Source organism: Psychroserpens sp. (assembly GCF_045105015.1).
GTDB lineage: Bacteria > Bacteroidota > Bacteroidia > Flavobacteriales > Flavobacteriaceae > Psychroserpens.
The window spans coordinates 1-20,301 of record NZ_JBGCCX010000159.1; the positions used below are offsets into that span (position 1 = coordinate 1).

General features: G+C 31.7%; 19 protein-coding genes and 1 pseudogene. 4 read left to right on the plus strand and 16 right to left on the minus strand.

Annotation, left to right across the window (positions count from 1 at the left end; translation table 11 throughout):
• Positions 1-81: 81 nt before the first annotated feature.
• From AB8B90_RS12160 to AB8B90_RS12170, 3 genes are all read right to left on the minus strand, one after another.
• The gene (locus AB8B90_RS12160; RefSeq protein ID WP_405337252.1) at positions 82-1,266 is read right to left on the minus strand and encodes an LETM1-related biofilm-associated protein; all 1,185 of its coding nucleotides are present in this window, start codon (positions 1,264-1,266) and stop codon (positions 82-84) included.
• 8 nt (positions 1,267-1,274) lie between these two features.
• A complete protein-coding gene (locus tag AB8B90_RS12165; RefSeq protein WP_405337254.1) occupies positions 1,275-2,015 on the minus strand; it encodes a class I SAM-dependent methyltransferase in 741 nt (246 codons plus the stop codon).
• A 78-nt stretch (positions 2,016-2,093) separates the two neighbouring features.
• Entirely contained in the window at positions 2,094-2,723 is a 630-nt protein-coding gene (locus tag AB8B90_RS12170) for a superoxide dismutase family protein (protein WP_405337256.1), read from the minus strand.
• A 199-nt stretch (positions 2,724-2,922) separates the two neighbouring features.
• On the opposite strand from AB8B90_RS12170, the gene AB8B90_RS12175 reads away from it, so the two are divergent.
• Entirely contained in the window at positions 2,923-3,756 is an 834-nt protein-coding gene (locus tag AB8B90_RS12175) for a universal stress protein (RefSeq protein WP_405337258.1), read from the plus strand.
• A gap of 67 nt (positions 3,757-3,823) precedes the next feature.
• Here the strand turns inward: AB8B90_RS12175 and AB8B90_RS12180 are convergent, their stop codons facing one another.
• Complete coding sequence (locus AB8B90_RS12180; protein ID WP_405337260.1) at positions 3,824-4,243, minus strand: CBS domain-containing protein; 420 nt, start codon at positions 4,241-4,243, stop codon at positions 3,824-3,826.
• A 119-nt stretch (positions 4,244-4,362) separates the two neighbouring features.
• Here AB8B90_RS12180 and AB8B90_RS12185 point away from each other — a divergent pair, with 119 nt between their 5' ends.
• Positions 4,363-6,222 carry a CBS domain-containing protein gene (locus tag AB8B90_RS12185; protein ID WP_405337262.1) on the plus strand — a complete coding sequence of 620 codons (1,860 nt, stop codon included), beginning with the start codon at positions 4,363-4,365 and terminating at the stop codon, positions 6,220-6,222.
• Between the two features lie 5 nt (positions 6,223-6,227).
• The gene (locus tag AB8B90_RS12190) at positions 6,228-7,394 is read left to right on the plus strand and encodes a succinylglutamate desuccinylase/aspartoacylase family protein (protein ID WP_405337264.1); all 1,167 of its coding nucleotides are present in this window, start codon (positions 6,228-6,230) and stop codon (positions 7,392-7,394) included.
• A 4-nt stretch (positions 7,395-7,398) separates the two neighbouring features.
• Here AB8B90_RS12190 and AB8B90_RS12195 read toward each other — a convergent pair whose 3' ends face one another.
• The 11 genes from AB8B90_RS12195 to AB8B90_RS12245 all read right to left on the minus strand — a co-directional run bounded on the left by AB8B90_RS12195 (position 7,399) and on the right by AB8B90_RS12245 (position 18,878).
• On the minus strand, positions 7,399-7,848 hold the full coding sequence (locus AB8B90_RS12195; protein ID WP_405337266.1) for a pyridoxamine 5'-phosphate oxidase family protein: 450 nt from the start codon (positions 7,846-7,848) through the stop codon (positions 7,399-7,401).
• A 17-nt stretch (positions 7,849-7,865) separates the two neighbouring features.
• Positions 7,866-8,696 carry a universal stress protein gene (locus AB8B90_RS12200; protein ID WP_405337268.1) on the minus strand — a complete coding sequence of 277 codons (831 nt, stop codon included), beginning with the start codon at positions 8,694-8,696 and terminating at the stop codon, positions 7,866-7,868.
• 87 nt (positions 8,697-8,783) lie between these two features.
• On the minus strand, positions 8,784-9,485 hold the full coding sequence (locus AB8B90_RS12205) for a sulfite exporter TauE/SafE family protein (protein ID WP_405337270.1): 702 nt from the start codon (positions 9,483-9,485) through the stop codon (positions 8,784-8,786).
• Positions 9,486-9,932, minus strand: coding sequence for a FixH family protein (locus AB8B90_RS12210; RefSeq protein ID WP_405337272.1), 447 nt, complete (start codon positions 9,930-9,932; stop codon positions 9,486-9,488).
• A gap of 133 nt (positions 9,933-10,065) precedes the next feature.
• A complete protein-coding gene (ccoG, locus tag AB8B90_RS12215) occupies positions 10,066-11,490 on the minus strand; it encodes a cytochrome c oxidase accessory protein CcoG (RefSeq protein ID WP_405337274.1) in 1,425 nt (474 codons plus the stop codon).
• A gap of 52 nt (positions 11,491-11,542) precedes the next feature.
• Entirely contained in the window at positions 11,543-12,484 is a 942-nt protein-coding gene (locus AB8B90_RS12220) for a cbb3-type cytochrome c oxidase N-terminal domain-containing protein (protein ID WP_405337276.1), read from the minus strand.
• Positions 12,481-12,666, minus strand: a complete 186-nt coding sequence (locus AB8B90_RS12225) for a CcoQ/FixQ family Cbb3-type cytochrome c oxidase assembly chaperone (protein ID WP_405337278.1) — start codon at positions 12,664-12,666, stop codon at positions 12,481-12,483. Before AB8B90_RS12225 ends, AB8B90_RS12220 begins: the two co-directional genes overlap by 4 nt.
• 6 nt (positions 12,667-12,672) lie before the next feature.
• A complete protein-coding gene (ccoN, locus tag AB8B90_RS12230) occupies positions 12,673-14,862 on the minus strand; it encodes a cytochrome-c oxidase, cbb3-type subunit I (protein ID WP_405337280.1) in 2,190 nt (729 codons plus the stop codon).
• 9 nt (positions 14,863-14,871) lie between these two features.
• Entirely contained in the window at positions 14,872-15,060 is a 189-nt protein-coding gene (gene ccoS / locus AB8B90_RS12235; protein WP_405337282.1) for a cbb3-type cytochrome oxidase assembly protein CcoS, read from the minus strand.
• 78 nt (positions 15,061-15,138) lie between these two features.
• A complete protein-coding gene (gene hemN / locus AB8B90_RS12240) occupies positions 15,139-16,503 on the minus strand; it encodes an oxygen-independent coproporphyrinogen III oxidase (RefSeq protein ID WP_405337284.1) in 1,365 nt (454 codons plus the stop codon).
• On the minus strand, positions 16,500-18,878 hold the full coding sequence (locus AB8B90_RS12245; protein ID WP_405337286.1) for a heavy metal translocating P-type ATPase: 2,379 nt from the start codon (positions 18,876-18,878) through the stop codon (positions 16,500-16,502). The genes hemN and AB8B90_RS12245 overlap by 4 nt, the downstream gene beginning before the upstream one ends.
• Before the next feature lie 108 nt (positions 18,879-18,986).
• Here AB8B90_RS12245 and AB8B90_RS12250 point away from each other — a divergent pair, with 108 nt between their 5' ends.
• A complete protein-coding gene (locus AB8B90_RS12250; RefSeq protein ID WP_405337288.1) occupies positions 18,987-19,664 on the plus strand; it encodes a Crp/Fnr family transcriptional regulator in 678 nt (225 codons plus the stop codon).
• A 51-nt stretch (positions 19,665-19,715) separates the two neighbouring features.
• Here the strand turns inward: AB8B90_RS12250 and AB8B90_RS12255 are convergent.
• Positions 19,716-20,301: pseudogene (locus AB8B90_RS12255) on the minus strand (hypothetical protein); the annotation flags it as partial.

The window sequence follows — 20,301 nt, forward strand, 5'->3', positions numbered from 1 at the left end:
TACACTACACATTTTAAGTCATTTACTGTAAGACGCAAGTTATAGTTGATTGTTACGATTTATGGTGTATTATATTTAAAATTACTTTTCAATGCGATTATCATCAAAAGATGATGGTAATAAATTTGGAATTAGTTTTGCAAAAATCGGTAATAAAATAGCACCTCCGGGAAGTAAAAAAATAGCCAAACTTGGTATTGTTTTTAAGACATCAACAAGTTGAGATTGTAGTTTTTTTTGTTCTTCTTTACTCAAATCTGAATGCGTAGATTTCGTGATAAGTAACATCAATTCTTTACTCTGTTGTACTTCCTTTACAATACGTTTGCTATTACGTCTTATTAGTTTTGTTACCAATTGTGATGAGTTTTCATAAAAATTGGAAATAGGATTTTTATGTTGAAATAAGAGAACTTCCTTTTGATGTAATTTATGAAAATTAAACACACATAAAATTGAATCTTGAATATCCGATGCGTCAATTTTTAATTGTCTAGCAAGTTGAATTAAGAATTGATATTCTGTTTTTTCAAGAATATCATCATCCCAAATTGACAAACACATTAAGTCTATTAGATATTTTTTTTCATTGAAATTGATGTCATAGTCGATATCGTAGATGAGGTCTTCAATATCAACTTCTAAATCAGGTAACGACGCTGAAGCCTCTATTACATCTATAATCTGTTTATCATAATCTGTAATTTTACTTTTTGAATTTAATGATTGATACAAGGTTCCTATAATAATACTCTCAAGATGTGCAGCATAAGATTTAGATTCAATGTCTTTTTTTAAATAACTATCAAAGGTGAGTACATCGACAAATAATAACGAATTAGTAATTGATTTATTAAAATTCCGGGTAATGACATTATCATCAATTTGCACTCTATCATGGAGTAACCGTTCTAATAGAGGAGGTTCACTTTTTCCAATAACTAATTTATCCCAAAGTGATAAATCTGAAATCTCAAGCGATTTGTAAAAGCTTAGTAGAGTTTTGATAAATGTTTTGGTTTCAAGAGAACCATTATGGAAAAGATAGATATGATATAATCCTGTGATGAGATTTATTTTAGCCAATTCATCTTCAGAATAATTAAGAGTTCTATCAATTTTATCAGTGATGTTGACATTAACACCATAAATAAACCCATAGTCCTTTAGGCTAAGATAAAGCATATCATAGTTCTCAAAAGGAATACCTTTTTTAGAAATTTGCGAGCAAAATTTTTCTATCCAACCATTAGTAGATGGATTCATACTTGAGTTTATTTTTTTAGTGCTGAATATATTTTAGAAGCAAAAGGAATATTGTTTTTTATTGTAGTCTTAAAACTAGATTTTGTTGTATTAGAAAATTGAGATCGAAGCTCTAGATTTGAGTATTCTCCATTAGTTGTATCTATAAATTCAAAACCTGATTGACTTTTTTGTAATAAGAACTGACTATGTGGTAAACCGTAAATTTTCGCATTTACTGCTTCAGCAAAATATACAGCAAATGGAAATACCATTGTAGGTTCATAATTTTGGTTGTGTTGCCAGATTGTAGATGAAAAGTCATCACCTACTATAAAGCCATTATTTTTCATTTTAGGCCACAAATTTATTAGGTCAATAGTAATCCCTTTGAGTGTGTGATCACCATCTATATATAGAAAATCTAACGATTCATCTTCAATTTTATCAATAACTTCAGTTGTCTTTCCTCGTAGAATTTCTCTTTTGTCTTTAGCAAAATTAGTTTTCTGTAAAGTCTCTTGATAAAATTCTTCAAAGATGTTATTGTTTTCATTGGCAGGCTTGTTCCAGTCAGATAGGTTTCTCCAAGGATCGATCATAATGTATCTATCAATTTTAGAGGTATTTTCTAATAAATACTTTGCAAAGTCACCACGATATACACCAAGTTCTGCAACTTTTTTGAGATCAAATTCTTCAATTAGTTCTTTACAGAACATGAATCTGTCTTTACTTCTGACAATAATCTTAATTATCGCTTCATTCATTAATTTATAATTTTCCTTAATCCATAACTTTAAAAAAGAAAAGAGTTATAATTTAAGATCATAACTCTTTTTGATGTTTTATTCAATAATACCACCACAACTAACTCTTGCTCCAGCTGCGCCAGAGGGTTGAGATTTGAAATCGTCTATACCTTGATGAACAATAACTGCTTTTCCTAAAATGTCTTTTGTGTTGTCACCACAACCAATACACCATTCATTTGTGATTTTAGTAATTGTAGCATGGCCATCTTTATTAGCAGTGACGTTACCTATGTCACCTTTGTGATATCCATTATCATCGCCCCATTTTCCATGAGGTTGAGCCGTAGGATTCCAATGACCACCAGATGATTTTCCATCAGCTGAAGAACAATCTGCTTTTTCATGAATGTGAATGGCATGTTCACCAGGCGATAATCCATCGATTACAGCTATCATAGTAACAATTCCTTCATCTTGAGTAAACACAATATTGCCAGTTACATTACTATCACTTTTAGATTCTAAACTCATTACCACTTTTCTCTTTTCAGAAAAGTAAGCTGGTTTTTCTTTTGTTTCAGTAGCTGAAACTGGTTCAGATTTCTTTTCAATGGTTTCTGTTGCTTCGTTTTCGATAACTGTTTCAGAGTCTTTTTTGTCACTTTTACAAGAGATGAAAAGACAAACCATAATCAGTGAGAGTCCTAAAATTTTGTGTTTCATTGTGTAGTGTTTTTAATAATTAATTTAAATTGAAAGGTAATGATAATTTAATTCGTGCTAAAATTAATTAAAACTAATATTTCTGTATGATAAATGTCATTTTAATTATGATGACTATCTAATACCTTTATATAATAATTGAAAAGTTATATTTATAAAAACAGGTAGACAATATTAATAAATCACTAAAATTTATATTATGAATAAAATAATAGTACCAATAGACTTTTCTAAACATTCTGAATATGCATTAGAAACTGCTGCTATTTTAGCTAAGAAGAATAATGCTGAAATTTTAGCATTACATATGCTAGAAATGGCTAACAATGTACTTATAGATTCTGATGAAGAACAAAGTATGCAAGCTGTATTCTTTATGAAACTTGCTGAAAAGCGATTTAATGAGTTTTTAGAAAAAGAATATTTGAAAGACATTACTGTAACTCCAATTGTTAAACATTTTAAAGTGTTTCGTGAAGTGAGTGACGTTGCCAAAGAGCATCAAGCAGATTTAATAATTATGGGTTCTCATGGTGCTAGTGGTTTAACTGAAATTTTTGTTGGCTCAAATACAGAAAAAGTAGTTCGTTATTCTGAAATACCTGTACTTATTGTTAAGCAGAAACCAGTTAATGTGAAATTTGAAACCGTAGTTTTTGCTTGTGATTTTTCTGAAGGAATGATTCAGTCATATTTAAAAGCATGTCAATTTTTTGAAAATACATCTTCAAATTTGAAACTCTTATATGTTAATCTTCCTGGTGCGCGCTTTAAAAGTTCTACAGAGATGGAAACTACTGTGGCTAATTTTCTAGAGAAAGCAGATGGAAACTTGAACAAGTTAAATGATATCCATTATGTATCAGATTATACTGTTGAAGATGGTGTTCTCAATTTTGCTAATATTGTTGGTGGTGATTTAATTGCCGTACCAACGCATGGACGTAAAGGAATTGCTCACTTTTTTAGTGGAAGTATAGGTGAAGATATTGCGAATCACTCTACCTTGCCAGTTATCACTTTTAGGGTATAATTTTGATACTATGATAAAAAAAAAAGAGTTAGGCGACTAACTCTTTTTTTTTATGGTGACTTTTGCATTAAAATTGTTCTATCAAATAATGTATTAAATCAGTAGTAGTAACAATACCAACCAACTCACCATTATCAACTACTGGTAAGGCATGAAATTCATTTTTAGTTAAAATTTCTGCAACATCTTTGATGGTTGTTTCTGAATTAATGGTCACTACATTTTTAGTCATTACTTGATTTATAGTAAACATATTATACACGACTGTATCAACTTCTGTTTCATTTTCATTTACAGAATCAGCAAAACTAATTCGAAGCAAATCGGTATAACTTAACATACCAATAATCACTTCTCCTGAAACTACAGGAATGTGTCTTATTTTATGTTGTTTAAATAATTTTTCAGCAGTTTCTAAATCATCTGTTCTATTTACTGCAATGATATTTTTGGTCATTATTGTTGACACTGGTACACGTTTTTTCATAATGGTTTTAGTTTTAATTTCTCTATTAAAGATATTGATATACTTCTCAGAAAACTATGATAAAAGTCATAAAACAAAGGCGACTAATGGTTTAACTTTGAGTGTATTACATTACTATTATGGGATCTCAATCAGTAAAACCAATAACTAATAAAAGAGAAAGAAAGGAATTCGTAAATCATCTGTTAAATGATATCGAGGCTCTCGATATGATGATTAAATCGGATGCTTTTGAGAAAGGAATTCAACGAATTGGAGCCGAACAAGAGCTTTGTGTTGTTGATAAATACTACAGACCTTCATTCAATGCTTTAGATATCCTAGATGAAATTAATGACGACCACTATACAACTGAACTTGGCCTTTTTAATTTAGAAGCTAATTTAGACCCCTTAGAATTAAAAGGGAATTGTTTCTCGCAACTAGAAAAAGATTTATGTGATTTAATTGATAAAGCTAATAAAGCTGCTCAAAGTATAGACTTCAATAAAATTATTCTCACAGGTATTCTACCCACTTTCAAACGAAAAGATCTCATTTTTGAAAACATGACACCTTTTCAACGTTATAAGGTGCTAAATGATGTAATGCGCAAGGTAAGAGGAAATGATTTTAGAGTTAAAATTAAAGGTGTTGATGAACTTATTTTAGATCATGATTCCATCTTGTTTGAAGCATGCAATACAAGTTTTCAAGTCCATTTACAAATTGATTTAGAAAACATCATTGACCAATATAATTGGTCACAAGCCATAGCTGGTCCTGTATTGTCTATTATGACTAATTCGCCAATGCTATTAGGAAGAGAGCTTTGGAGTGAAACTCGAATAGCTGTATTTCAGCAAAGTATTGATTCTAGAAATGAATCGCATTTGCTAAGAGAGCAGAAAGCTAGAGTAAATTTTGGAAATGACTGGATTAGAGATTCAATTTTAGAAGTATTTACAGATGATGTTGCTCGTTATGCGCCTTTAGTAACAGCAGATTTAAAAGGGAATCCTATTGATGATTTACAAAATGGCATCAAACCTGAGCTGAAAGCAATTGGGTTACATAACGGAACTCTTTATAAATGGAATAGAGTCTGTTATGGTGTTCATAAAAACATTGCACATTTGCGTATTGAAAATAGATACATTCCTTCTGGTCCTAGCATAAAAGATGAAATAGCTAATGCCATGTTTTGGATTGGTGTAATGCTTGGCATGCCAGACGATTGTAAATCGATATGGGAACGTATGGCATTTAAAGATGCAAAAGGAAACTTTATAAAAGCGGCTAGAACTGGTATGGATACCTATTTTAATTGGTTTGGAAAGGGAATTTCAGCTAAAAAATTAGCGAGAAAGGTCTTATTGCCTATGGCTTATGATGGACTAGCAAAAGCAAAAGTGAATTCAGAAGATATTGACTTTTATCTAAATATTATAAAGCATCGAATAGATAAAAACACATCTGGAAGTAAATGGTTAGTAAGAAGTAGTCGTTTACTTCAAGACACTGTTTCAAGAGAGGAAGCAAATATACTATTAACCTACCATATGCATAAAAATCAGCAGGAAAACTTACCTGTGAGTGAATGGGAATTAGCTAAGCCTTTAACAAAAGAAGATGTTAGCTCTAATAACAAAGTTCATAAAGTAATGTCAACCCAAATATTTACAGTAGATGAACATGACGCTATGCGTCTCATAAAAAATGTTATGCAATGGAAAGATATCCATCATATTCCTGTAATTAATTCTAAAAATAAAATTGTTGGAATTATTTCCGCAAGTGATATTTCAGACTTAGATAAATTTGATGATTTATCTGCAGGTGAAGTCATGCAAAGAGAAATTAAAACAGCGAATCCAGAAATGCTCATAGAAGAGGCTAAAGCTTTAATGCTTAAACATAATATACGGTGTTTACCTATTATAGATCACGATGAATTGGTAGGTATACTTACTAAAACAGATTTAGAGAAAATTAAATAATAGCGATGATAGAAGAAGCCACCAAACCCAATATATATACCTCTAACGATAGGATTTTTTATAGCCAGAATAACGAAAGTAATGCCACAACATTAATTTGTGTTGGTGGTATTCATGGTAATGAACCTGCTGGAGTCTATGGTCTACAAAAAGTGATTAGTGATATTGTTGTAAATGACATTAAATTTAAAGGTAATTTTTATGCTTTATTAGGTAACATGAAAGCCTTAAAAGCGAGTGTGCGATATAAGGATTTTGATTTAAACCGTTTATGGACAAAAAATGAAGTAGCTTCTTTGTGTAATGAAGATGAAGCCTGTTTTGAGTTTGAAGAGCAAAGGGAGCAATGTGAGCTTTACGCTACTATTAAAACTATTTGTAACAGTCATAATGGTGATTTTGTTTTTATTGATTTACATACAACATCTTCTCCAACCGTACCTTTTATAACTATTAGTGACTCACTTAATAACCGAACTTTAGCTAATAAATTTAATATTCCAATTGTATTGGGTATTGAAGAATACTTAGAAGGGCCTTTATTATCTTATATTAATGAATTTGGACACGTGTCCTTGGGTTTTGAAGCAGGACAGCACGATGATGAAAACTCTGTATTGTATTGTGAGGCTTTTATTTGGATGGTTATGGAAAAAATTGGAATAATTTCAAAGCATGAATTTAACTATAAAGCTTTTAATCGAATGTTATCTGTAGAAAACGCATTTTATGAAATTGTCTACAGACATTGTCTTCCAGAATCTAATCGTTTTAAAATGAATCCTGGTTTCAAAAATTTTAAACCAATTATGAAACATCAACCATTGGCTCATGATGGAATAAGTGAAATTAAAAGTCCTTTGAATGGTTTGATTTTTATGCCATTATACCAAAAACAAGGTGAGGACGGTTTTTTTATTATTAAAAAACTTTCTAAATTTTGGTTAGTGCTATCTGCAATACTAAGACGTCTGAAATTTCATCAGCTATTAAGATTGCTTCCTGGCATTTCAAAACATCCAGAAAATGAATACTGTCTTGTTGCTAATCGAAGGATCGCACTGTTTTTAACCACTAAAATATTTCATCTTTTTGGCTATAGAAAGAAAATTATAGTAGACGACAACATTCATTTTATTAAACGTGATCGTAAAATATTACCGTTCAAATAAAATTCTATTTACGTCTCATTTTTCCTGTTATCTCCTCAATATTGATGATAAAAACTATAGGAATATCATTTTTTGCAATTTTAGCTGAGAACTCACTAATAAAATTTAAATCTCTATGCTCTTTGTTTAAAATAATATCTTTAATTCCTAACGAAAAATCGTGAAGTAAAGCCTTGGCTTCACTACCTTCAAACTCTTCGTATCGACCATGAACAGCAATAGACTGCCAATGATTTACTGAAGTGATATTTGAGACTTCTAAGGTTATTGGAGCATGCTTTCTCATGGCATCAATTTTATGGCCTTCACCAGAATAGCATATTATTCTGTCATCCTTGTAGAAATAAGTAATTGGAATAACATAAGGTCTGTTTTTGTAAATATAGCCCAAATGACCAATGTAATTTTGATTCAAAAGGAGCTTACAATCTGCTTTGTCTAAATTTCTAATCATATCGATTCCTATGGTTTTTAATTATTTTTATTATGAAATATAAGTAAAGGTATTTTGATGATTTTACTTAATTCTATTGTAGGTGATTCAGTAAAAAACCGTTTTATAAAAGATTTATCATGTACAATTAAACTAAGCATATCAATTTGATCTGATTTAAGATAATTAATTACAGCCTGTTCAAAAGCGATGTCTTTTTCTACAGAGTATTTATATTCAAATTGTTTTAATTGATCTTGATCACTAATGCTGTGAGTAGAAACGACTCCTTTTTTACAGGTTCTTAATACATGCAACTTGAAGTTGAACTGTTTAATAAATTCATCAATGACATTGAGTTGTTTATACTCTAAATTATCATCATACTGTAATGGTAAAAAGAAATTACTGATGGGTTTAAAAGTATAACCTTCTGGTATAACAAGAGTTTTACAAAATACATGTCTAAGAACATTTATCGTATTACTACCAAAAATAATTTCTTTTGCACTTGTAGCACCATTAGATCCCATCACTACATAGTCAACAGATTTTTTTTTGACAGCTTGATTAACAGCATCAGTAAACACATCAAAATCAATGATACTATCAAATGTGTGATTTTGATTGTGAAACTCTTTTTTTAAATGTCCAATAAGAGCATCTAGTTTTTGTTTCGGAACTTTAGTGATCGATTCGTAAATACTTTCAGTAGTAGACACCATTAAATCATCTGAAATAAATGAACCAGCTTTATGTACATGCATAACATAAAACTTACAAGTTTCAGATTCAAAAAATCGCATTGCATATTGAATTGCATTTGTTGCACTCTTTGAAAAATCGGTTAGCAATAGTATCGTTTTCATAGGTCTAATATTTGTTAACTTTAAGTTACCAAAAGGTACTAAAAAAAACTATGACTAAAATCAGTTTAGTGAAGTAATGTGTGAGTTCTAATGACAATCTATTGTACTAGAAGCAATATCTAAAACTGGAGAAGGTGAGAGGTAAGGAATCCCTAATCCCATGCCACGAATAATGAAAAGTAAGCCTATAATAACAACAAAAATTGGAATTGCTTTTTGAATTCGTTGTTTAACTGTTGTGTTTAAAAATTTCCCTAAATAAATAGCTGTTGTCATCAACGGAATAGTGCCTAAGCCAAACAACATCATATATAAGCTGCTTTCAAAAGCACTTGACATTGTTAATGAAGCAAAAACTGCCATATAGACTAAACCACAAGGTAAGAATCCGTTTAAAAATCCGATCGTTAAAAACGTGTCTGCAGTTTTCTTTTTAAGCGCTTTTCCTAAAGCAGATTTAACTTTTGAGATGAGTCTGTAAATAGGTTTAGAAAAATTGTATTTGTTAAATGTTTGTACAGGAGTAAGTACAATAATAATCATTAAAACACCAATGGCTATAGATAATTGCTGTTGTATTCCAAATATATAAAGACTTTTACCAATTAGCCCAAAACATAACCCAATTAAAGCATAAGCTACTAATCGACCAATATGATACGTAGTAATTTGAGTTGTTTTTTTAAAGGAATTACTTCTGTCTACAGGCAACATAAAAGCAATAGGACCACACATACCGACACAGTGAAAACTTCCTAATAAACCAAATATGAGAGCAGACCAAAGCATTTAATACACAATTTCTTTTTTGTAGAGATATGATTTTCCATTATATTTCCAATCTACTTTAATGTTCCAACGACCATCCAACAAACGTTTGTCAGGTATGAGCAAATTATGGTCAGACAATGAAATTGAGCTTTCATAGTCTAATTGCTTGTTAGATGGTCTATATAGGAACACTTTTCCTTCAATATCTTCTGTTTTTAATTCTTTTGGAAAGCTAATTACTAAGCCTTCATTAGTGCGTTTCCATGAGATGTCTGATGTTAAATTACTAGCATTTGTTTCCTTATCAATATCTTTTTGATATTCTAATTCTGCTTTATAATAATCCTCAGTAACTAAGTCATGATCATATTTGTTGTTTGTATTCATTCGTACAACGAAAAACATTATAAAGCTTATAAAACCTATAAATGCTAATACAATTCCTGTTCCCCAGTTTATTTTCATAATCGTTTGTTTTAATGTTTTGGGCATTCCCCTTTTTCATTACAATCAAAAGCGTCAGGCTTTCGGTAGTCGCTTTTTTGTGTTACAAAAAGAGCTTCAACAAATACCTCAATCCTTAATGCGGTAATTCTATTTAGTTATAACTTCTAGGACCTAAAAAATTAACCGTTGTTGTTTCAATGAGTTCTTCGCCACTGTAAACATCTATCATGAGTTTATTTTTATCACCTTTCAATTCGCTTTTATCAATTTCGATGAATAAGGTTCCTTCAGCTAATCCTTGTTCAGGGACTTCAACTTTACCGGTATTAGAAACTAATTTGATATCTCCTTTATATTTACGTAATTTAAAATTGACATCTTTAATTTGTTCTGTGGTTTTATTTACAAGTTTATAAGTAAAAACATTACTAATAATCGTTTCACCTTTATGCTCATAAAGCTGACCAGGTAATCTCAATACTCTTGCTTCAACATCATTTCTTAATAAGAGCATTCCACCTAAAACACCAATTAAAATAATTAAAACTGCAGTATATCCTTTTAGTCTTGGCGTAAATTCAAATTTATTGCCTTTCTCAATATTATCTTCACTTGCATATCGAATTAATCCTTTTGGAAGATTAATGCTATCCATGATGTGATCACATTCATCAATACAAGCAGTACAATTAACACATTCTAATTGAGTTCCGTTTCTAATGTCAATTCCTGTCGGACAAACATTTACACATTGTAAGCAGTCAATACAATCACCATGACCTAGTGCGTCTCTGTCTTCGTTTTTTCTAAATTTCTTTCTACCATTTTCAGCTTCACCACGTTTATGGTCATAAGCCACAACAATAGATTTGTTATCTAACAGAACTCCCTGGAGTCTTCCGTAAGGGCAAGCAATGATACAGACCTGTTCTCTAAACCAAGCAAATACAAAATAGAAAACACCTGTGAAAACAATGAGAGGAAATAAAGTTCCTAGATGTTCAAAAGGACCATCAGTAATATATTTTAATAGTTTGTCGCTTCCTATTAAATAGGCAAGAAAGATATTAGCAATTAAAAATGAAATCACTAAAAATATAAACCATTTTAAAACACGTTTCCTAATCTTTTCAGCATCCCATTTTTGGCGTTGTAATTTTCTTTGTTTATTTCTGTCACCATCAATCCAGTATTCAATGCGTCTAAATACCATTTCCATGAAAATCGTTTGCGGACAAATCCATCCACAGAAAATACGTCCGAAGCCAACTGTGAATAGTGTGATGAAAATCACACCAATTAACATCGAAATCACAAATAAATGAAAATCCTGTGGCCAGAATGGAAATCCGAAAATATTAAAGCGACGTTCTAATACATTGAACATCAAAAACTGATTGCCATTAATTTTAACAAAAGGCGCAGCAAATAAAAAGGCTAATAATATGTAACTAACTATTTTACGCTTTTCGTAATACTTCCCGCTTGGTTTTTTTGGAAAAACCCAAGCACGATTTCCGTCTTCATTAATCGTTCCAATGGAATCTCTAAATGTTTCGTTTTCAGGTGTGTTCATGATAATTTTGTTTTGAGGCTTAGCAGAATTTAATCTGTAAAGTCAATAAATATCAATCTTCTTTTAATTCTTCTACTTCAACAGTGACAGCCTCTGTTGCATCTTCAGTAGATACATTTTTATCTACCCAAATATCACCTTCAGCAGCTTTCGGTTCAGCTGGTGTAGTACCTTCAAATTGAAGTACGTAACTAGCCACTTGTGCCATTTCAGAAGGTTTTAAACTTTGTTTCCAAGCAATCATACCTTTTCCATCTCGACCACCTTCAGAAATCGTTTTAAAGACGTTCTTGATGCCACCACCTAAAATCCAATGTTTATCAGTAAGATTCGGACCAATTCCGCCTCCTCCATCAGCTTTATGACAAGCCACACAGTTGACTTCATATATTTTTTGTCCGGCTTTTAAATCTCCAGCATCTGCAAGTAATTCTACAGTATTAAAATCGACTAAATCCTTAGCGGTTTTTTTGTATTCTTCTATATCAATTTTTGCTTGAGCTAAATCAGTTTCAAGTTCATCATATTGATTATCTCCATTTAATACATGGAAACGCACTAAATAAATAGCACCAAAAATGATACTAGCATAAAATCCGTATAACCACCATGGTGGAAGGTTGTTGTCTAATTCTTTTATCCCATCATAATTATGGTCTAAAATGATTTCATGTTCTTCTTCAATAGGTTTTGATCCTAGTAGTTTTGAATAGATTTTATTTATCCAACGTAACGCCTTAGGTTGAGCAACATTTTTTGCGTCATATCTAGCTTGAGCTTCAGCATCTAAACTTTGATACAATACATTTTTAATTGAGGCTACAATGGCTTCAATAGCAATAATTATTAATAGTACTAACAGTAAAAACAGTAATACCATTGGTTGTTCCATAAATGCTGGTTTCTCACCAGAATCAATAGTGTATTCTACGATACCTGCAATAATAAAGAATACAACAGGTACTCTTATCCAAGATGGAATTAAATTTCTCATAATTCTGTAGTGTTTTGGTTGTCTAAAGGAAGGCTACTCACCTTATTGATATATTCTTTTTTTGCAGTAATTACCCACCAGAAAAGGATGACGAAAAAACTGAAAAATATGACTAGGGAAATCATAGGATATATTTCTATACCTGTGATACTTTCCATATGATTTTTTACAAATTTTAGCATGATAATTTAGTTTTGATTTGATGTTACTTCTGCGTCTTTTACTTTAATATCTGTTCCTAATCGTTGTAAGTATGCAATAATGGCAACAATTTCACGATTACGCATTTCTACGAAATCTTGTCCACCAGCTTGTTTATCTGCTTGATACGTTTCTGCAAAATCTGGATCTGAGTGCAAGTTCTCTTCAATTTGAGTGCCTTGTTCTAACATAGATTGTTGTGCGTTTGCAATCTCTTCATCGCTATATGGAACACCTAATGTTACCATAGCTTTCATTTTAGCTTCAGTTTGAGATTTATCAAGTTCATTTCTTACTAACCATTGGTATGCTGGCATGATAGAACCAGATGAGGTGCTTTGTGGGTCATACATGTGGTTGAGGTGCCAATTATCTGAATATTTTCCACCAACACGATGTAAATCTGGCCCTGTACGTTTACTTCCCCAAAGGAATGGATGATCGTAAACAAATTCACCTGCTTTTGAATATTCACCATAACGTTCAACTTCACTTCTGAATGGTCTTATCATTTGAGAGTGACAGCTTACACAACCTTCTCGTATGTAGAGGTCTCTACCTTCTAATTCTAAAGGAGAATAAGGTTTTACACTACTTATAGTTGGAATATTTGATTTAACCATAATGGTTGGTACTATCTGAACAATACCACCAATTAAAATTGCAACAGTAGCATATATGGTTAATTTAATAGGCTTACGTTCTAACCAAGTATGCCATCCTTCTCCAGAAACACGCTTTTTAGATACATTTTGCAATGCTGGAGCTTCAGCTAATTCATCAGTAACAGCAGACCCTCTAGATATAGTTACAATAACGTTGTAAACCATGATGAGCATTCCAGTAATAAATAATGTACCACCAATTGCACGCATCCAATACATAGGAATAATTTCAGAAACTGTTTCTAAAAAGTTACCGTAAACTAAAGTTCCATCTGGGTTGAATTGCTTCCACATACTTGCTTGTGTAAAACCAGCAACATACATTGGTAGGGCATACATTATTATTCCTAAAGTTCCTATCCAAAAATGAAGGTTAGCTAATCCAGTAGAATATAGTTTTGTTTTTACTAAACGCGGTATTAAATAATAAATCATACCGAAGGCAAGGAAACCATTCCAAGCTAAGGCTCCTACATGCACGTGTGCAATAATCCAATCTGTAAAGTGCGCAATAGCATTTACATTTTTAAGGGATAACATAGGACCTTCAAAAGTCGCCATGCCATATCCAGTAATTGCAACTACCATGAATTTCAGAACTGGATCAGTTCGTACTTTATCCCAAGCACCACGAAGTGTTAGTAAACCGTTAATCATTCCTCCCCAAGAAGGCATCAATAACATAACTGAAAATGCAACACCTAAATTTTGAGCCCACTCTGGTAAAGCAGTGTATAATAAATGGTGAGGTCCAGCCCAAATGTATATGAATATTAATGACCAAAAGTGTACAATAGATAAACGATAAGAGTAGACAGGTCTATTAGCTGCTTTTGGAACAAAATAGTACATTAATCCTAAAAATGGTGTTGTTAAGAAAAATGCAACGGCATTGTGTCCATACCACCATTGAACTAAGGCATCTTGAACACCAGCATATACAGAATAACTTTTAAGTCCGCTCACAGGTAGTTCTAAACTATTAAAAATATGAAGTACAGCAACGGTTACAAATGTTGCTAAATAAAACCAAATAGCTACATATAGGTGACGTTGTCTACGTTTAAGTATGGTACCAATTAAATTCCAACCAAATACGACCCAAATTACAGCAATAGCAATATCAAAAGGCCATTCTAATTCGGCATATTCTTTAGAGGTTGTATAACCCAATGGTAGTGTAATGGCAGCGCCAACAATAATTAATTGCCAACCCCAAAAATTGATTTTACTCAACATGTCGTTAAACATTCTAGCTTTGAGTAAACGTTGAGAAGAGTAGTAGACACCAGCAAAAATAGCATTTCCTACAAAGGCAAAAATAACCGCATTGGTATGTAAAGGTCGGAGACGACCAAAACTTAACCAAGATATACCATCGGTTAAATTTGGAAATAAAAACATAAATGCTAGTAGTAAACCTACTAACATTCCTACAACTCCCCAAAGCATTGTTGCGTAAAGGAAATTTTTGACGATTTTGTTGTCGTAATGAAACTGTTGGACTTCCATAATAATTAATTAGTCTTTTGTTTGTTTAATAGATGGTTGTTTTTGTTGCTCTTTAACGAGTTCATCTTCAAAAAGCATTCTAACAGAAGGTGTGTAGCTATCATCATACTGTCCACTTTTTACTGCAGCTATAAAAGCAATAAAAAAAACAATAGCAACGATAATGCTGATACTCAATAAAATATATATAACACTCATACCTATTAGAAGTTATGGTTCAAAAATACTCTCATTTTAAGCTATAGAATATGATTTTTATCATGTTTAAAAAAAAAATTAAATTGTCATTGAAAACACCTGAGTTTCTGGTCTGCTTTCATGAAGCCTTAAGTCAAATCCCATGCATATATTTCTAATGAATGGCTTCGCTTTTTCAGGAACTTTTAAAGTGGTTTTGTCAACAATAATTAAACCGTCGTTTTGAGCTTCCTTTAAGGATTTAAGGACATCATTTATTTTTGAGAACTTTAAGTCATTGTTTGCCCAAGATGTTTCTAAATGACACATTATATTTAAAATATGTTGTCTAATTATTAAGTCTTCCGTTGTTAAAATATGTCCTCTAAAAACAGGTATTTCACCCGAAGCAACTATGGTTTCGTATTCTTTAACAGTTTTTACATTCTGTGCAAATCCATACCAGCTATCACTTATAGCAGACATTCCTAAACCAATCATTAGTTGTGTTGAGTTTGTTGTATAGCCCATAAAATTTCGATGTAAGGTTTTATCTAAAGTGGCTTTGTAAAGATTGTCAGTTTTAAGTGCAAAATGATCCATTCCTATCTCTTGATAACCTAAATCGGTTAAAAGTTGTTTGCCAGTTTCATAAAGCATTCGTTTTTCATCTCCTTTAGGTAAATTAGTTTCATCAAAACCGCGTTGCCCAACACCTTTAACCCAAGGCACGTGTGCATAACTATAAAATGAAATACGATCAGGGCGCAACAACTTTGTTTTGTTAATGCTGTCTGTCATAGTATCAATATTCTGAAATGGTAGCCCGAAAATTAAATCATGACTAACAGATGTATACCCAATATCCCTTGACCATTTGGTGACTTTTTCAACTTGTTCGAAAGATTGAATGCGATGAATGGCTTTTTGAACTGTTTCGTCATAATCTTGAATACCAAAGCTAACTCTTGTAAAACCTAAATTATATAAAGTTTGGAGTTGCTCTTTAGTGGTGTTATTTGGGTGACCTTCAAAACTGAATTCATATTCAGCATGCAATTCTGAAGGCTCTAAAATGCCTTTAATCAGCTTGCTTAAATTTTCACTTGAAAAAAATGTTGGTGTGCCTCCTCCTAAATGAATTTCTTTTATCAAGGGTTTTGAAGACATTAAATCGATATATAATTTCCATTCTTTTAAAACCGTGTCGATGTAATTGTCTTCCATCGAATGACGCTTTGTAATATGCTTATGACATGCACAAAATGTGCATAAACTTTCACAAAAAGGAAGATGAATGTAGAGACTAATACCTTGTGCATGATTACTTTCTTCAAAAGAAGTTTTGAAAGTGTCAAGCCATTTCTTCTTAGTGAATTTTGATTCATCCCAAAAAGGAACGGTTGGATAACTCGTATATCTTGGGCCAGGAATATTATATTTTTGAATTAAAGTTGTGTTCATGATTTTGATAATTTTCGGCCAATAATATTTGTGACAATTGTTGTAAATATCACGATACTGATAGAACTTAGTGGCATTAAAATAGCAGCAACTACAGGAGCTAATTGTCCAGTAACAGCAAAGTAGAGTCCGATAATATTATATATAAATGATAAGACAAAACTCCATTTTATGATCGTAATCGCTTGTTTTGAAGCTTTTATAAAATGATATAATTGATTAAACTTTGTGGCATCTAAAATGGCATCACAAGCAGGAGAGAATACATTAACATTTTCTGAAATGGCGATACCAACATTACTTTGAGCTAAAGCACCAGCATCGTTGAGTCCATCACCAACCATAAGTACTTTTGCGCCTTCAGTTTGATGATACTTGATGTATTCTAGTTTATCATCTGGTTTTTGATTAAAAATTAGTTTTGTTTTTGATGGTAGTAATTTTTTTAGATTGTCTAATTCCCCTTCATTATCTCCAGATAGAATGACTAAATCAAATTGTTTTTTAAGATTGTTGAATAATTTTGATAGCCCTTTTCTGTAGCTATTATAAAATGTGAACTTTCCTTTGTATTGATTATTTGTACTTATATGAACTGTGGTATTTAATACAGAAGAAGCTTCTGTGCCCACAAAACTTGCAGAGCCTATTTTAATGTGAGTATCGTCATGTGAAGCTTCAATACCTTGTCCTAAGTGTTCTTCAAAATGATGTAAAGGAATAATGTTGTGTTCATCTAAAATATCATATAGAGTTCTACTCAATGGATGGTTTGATCCACGAAGCGTATTCTTTAGTAATAATTCTTCGGAAGTCGATAACGCAATACCGTCATAATTAGCAGTACTATTTTTATTGGAAGTAATTGTTCCAGTTTTATCAAAAATAATTGTATTGATTGAAGCTAGTTGCTCAATTACCGAAGCATTTTTAACATAGAATTTTAACTTTCCGAAGATACGAAGCAAATTTCCAAATGTAAAAGGAGCTGATAAAGCTATAGCGCACGGACAAGCAATAATAAGTACAGCAGTAAATACATTCATTGCTTTTGAAGGATTTACAAATAACCAAAATATAGTTGCTATAACAGCAATGCTCAACACAATAATTGTAAAGCGTTTACTTATTGTATTAGTTAAGGTTGTAAAGCCATCTTCTTTATTCTTACTAAACACATCGTTACTCCAAAGTTGTGTTAGATAACTTTGTTCAACCGATTTGATTGCTTCCATTTCAATAACCCCTGAGGTCTGTTTGCCTCCAGCAAATAGTTTGTCTCCAGAGATCTTACTTACAGTTTCAGATTCTCCTGTAACAAAACTATAATCGATACGAGCTTTTCCATTAATGAGAATACCATCAACAGGAATAAGTTCTTCGTTTCTTATGAGTAAACGATCTCCTTGCTCAATATCATACACTTGAATTGGAGTTTCATTGCCTTCAGAATTAATTTTTGTTACAGCAATCGGAAAGTAAGATTTGTAATCGCGTTCAAAAGATAAAAACGTATACGTTTTTTGTTGGAAAAATTTTCCAAGCAATAAAAAGAATATTAAGCCAGTGAGGCTGTCAAAAAAGCCTGAACCTAAATCAAAAGCAATTTCTACAGTGCTTCTAATAAACAAAACAGCAATTCCTAATGCAATTGGAACGTCTATATTTAATAATTTAGATCGTAACCCCTTGAATGCTGAAACAAAATAATCACGACCAGCATAAAATACTACAGGAATAGAAAATGCAAACATCAACCATCGAAACAAATGTTTGTATTGTTCTAACCAAAACTCTCCAACTTCAAAATACTCAGGAAAAGACAAGAACATTACATTTCCAAAAGCAAAACCAGCAATTCCTAATTTGTAAATAAGGGTTCGGTTAACATTTTGTTGACCAGTTTTAAAGTCGTCTAGCGAAATATAAGGTTCATAGCCTATGGAACTTAAAAGTAAAACAGTTTCTTTTAAAGAGTAGTTTTTGGTTTTGTAAGTTATCCTCACTGTTTTTTTACCAAAATTTACTTGTGAAGAAGTGATGTTTGGATTTAATTTGTTGAGGTTTTCTAAAATCCAAATGCATGAACTACAATGGATATGAGGAATAAATAATGTTGCGATTTGGGTGTTTCCGTCATCAAACTCCGTTAGTTTTTCAATAATATTTTCTTGAGAAAGAAAATCATATTTTCCTTCAATCTCCTCTGGGATTGTTCCAGGTGAAGCTTGTAAATCGTAGTAACATGTTAAATCGTTTTCTGAAAAAATTTCATAGACAGTTTTACAACCATTACAGCAGAAATTTTTATCATCAAAAGCGATTGTTGTTGTGTCACAATTGTCGCCACAGTGGAAACAAGTTGTTTGCTCCATAATATTTGCTCATTTATACCTGATGCAAAGGTTATTAAAGAGACGTCTTTAAACTATGATTTTTGTCATGTTTTGATTAGTTTTGTTAAACGATTAAAAACACTAAGAATGAGTAAGTGCGATCAATGCATTATCCGACAATTTAATTCACTTAAAGCCCTGACAAAAGAGGAGTTGGTTCGTATTTCTGGTTGTAAAACATCTAAAATCATTAAAAAAGGTGAAACTATTTTTGAAGAAGGTGACTCAGTTAATGGTGTTTTTTGCATTAAAGATGGTGTTTGTAAGCTATCAAAACTTAGTGCGAATGGTAAAGATCAAATAGTTAAGTTGGTCGTGAAGGGTGATTTATTAGGACAGCGTTCTTTGGTCGGAGATGAGTCTGCAAATTTGAGTGCAGTTGCACTTAATGATATGGAAGTATGTTTCATTCCGAAAAGTGAAATTATGAATGATCTGCAAAACAATCCAAAGTTTACATTAGATATGTTGCAGCAGATGGCCCATGATTTAAAAGGTTCTGAAAATGTTATTGTTGATATGGCTCAAAAATCTGTTAAAAATAGATTAGCAGATGTATTGCTTTATTTAGATGAACATTTTGGTGTTGATGATGAAGGGTATTTAACGATAGCTTTATCTAGAGAAGATTATGCTAATATTGTTGGAACAGCTACAGAATCTGCAATTCGAATTCTTTCACAATTTAAAAAAGAAGGTCTGATTTCTACAAAAGGAAAAAAAATAAAGTTAGAACATAACGAAGGTTTAAAACGTATAGAATAAAAAAAGCTCTAAATATTTAGAGCTTTTTTTATTTAAAGAATATAATAATAGTTAATCTAATTTAAAAGTATTGATCTCTTTAAAAGGATTTGTTTTAATTGCTTCCATTTTTGCTTGATAAGCTGACCACTTGTCACCAAAGAAAGTATTAGTTTTTTCAAGCGCATCATTTACGGCGTCTTCAGCTTGCTTTAGTAATATATTCTCAGTTTCTGTAATTCCGTTTTGTCTTGAACTAACATACCAATTTGCAGTACCAATTCTATCATTAACTGTTACTACTGAAGAATTTGTAATACCTTGACGTTTGTCTGGTGTTCCTAGGTAAACATTGATTAATTCATTTATTTCTTTAATTAAATCTTTAGACGCTTTAATGTCATCTTTGTATTTTTCTTTATCTAGTTTACTTAAATCACCTTTGAATTTCGTTGCAATTTGTTTGCTTTCGACAAGTTGTTTAACAGCAGCAGCAACTGTGGACTGCATTTTTTCAATAGTTTTTGAAGCATTATAAACTTCGTTGATATTTGCCATTGAAACATTTAGTCTAGGATCAGATTTAACAGTAACCATTTCTTGTGAAGTTACATCTCCAAAATGTAAAATCGCCTTATAGGTACCAGGTTTAACGGAA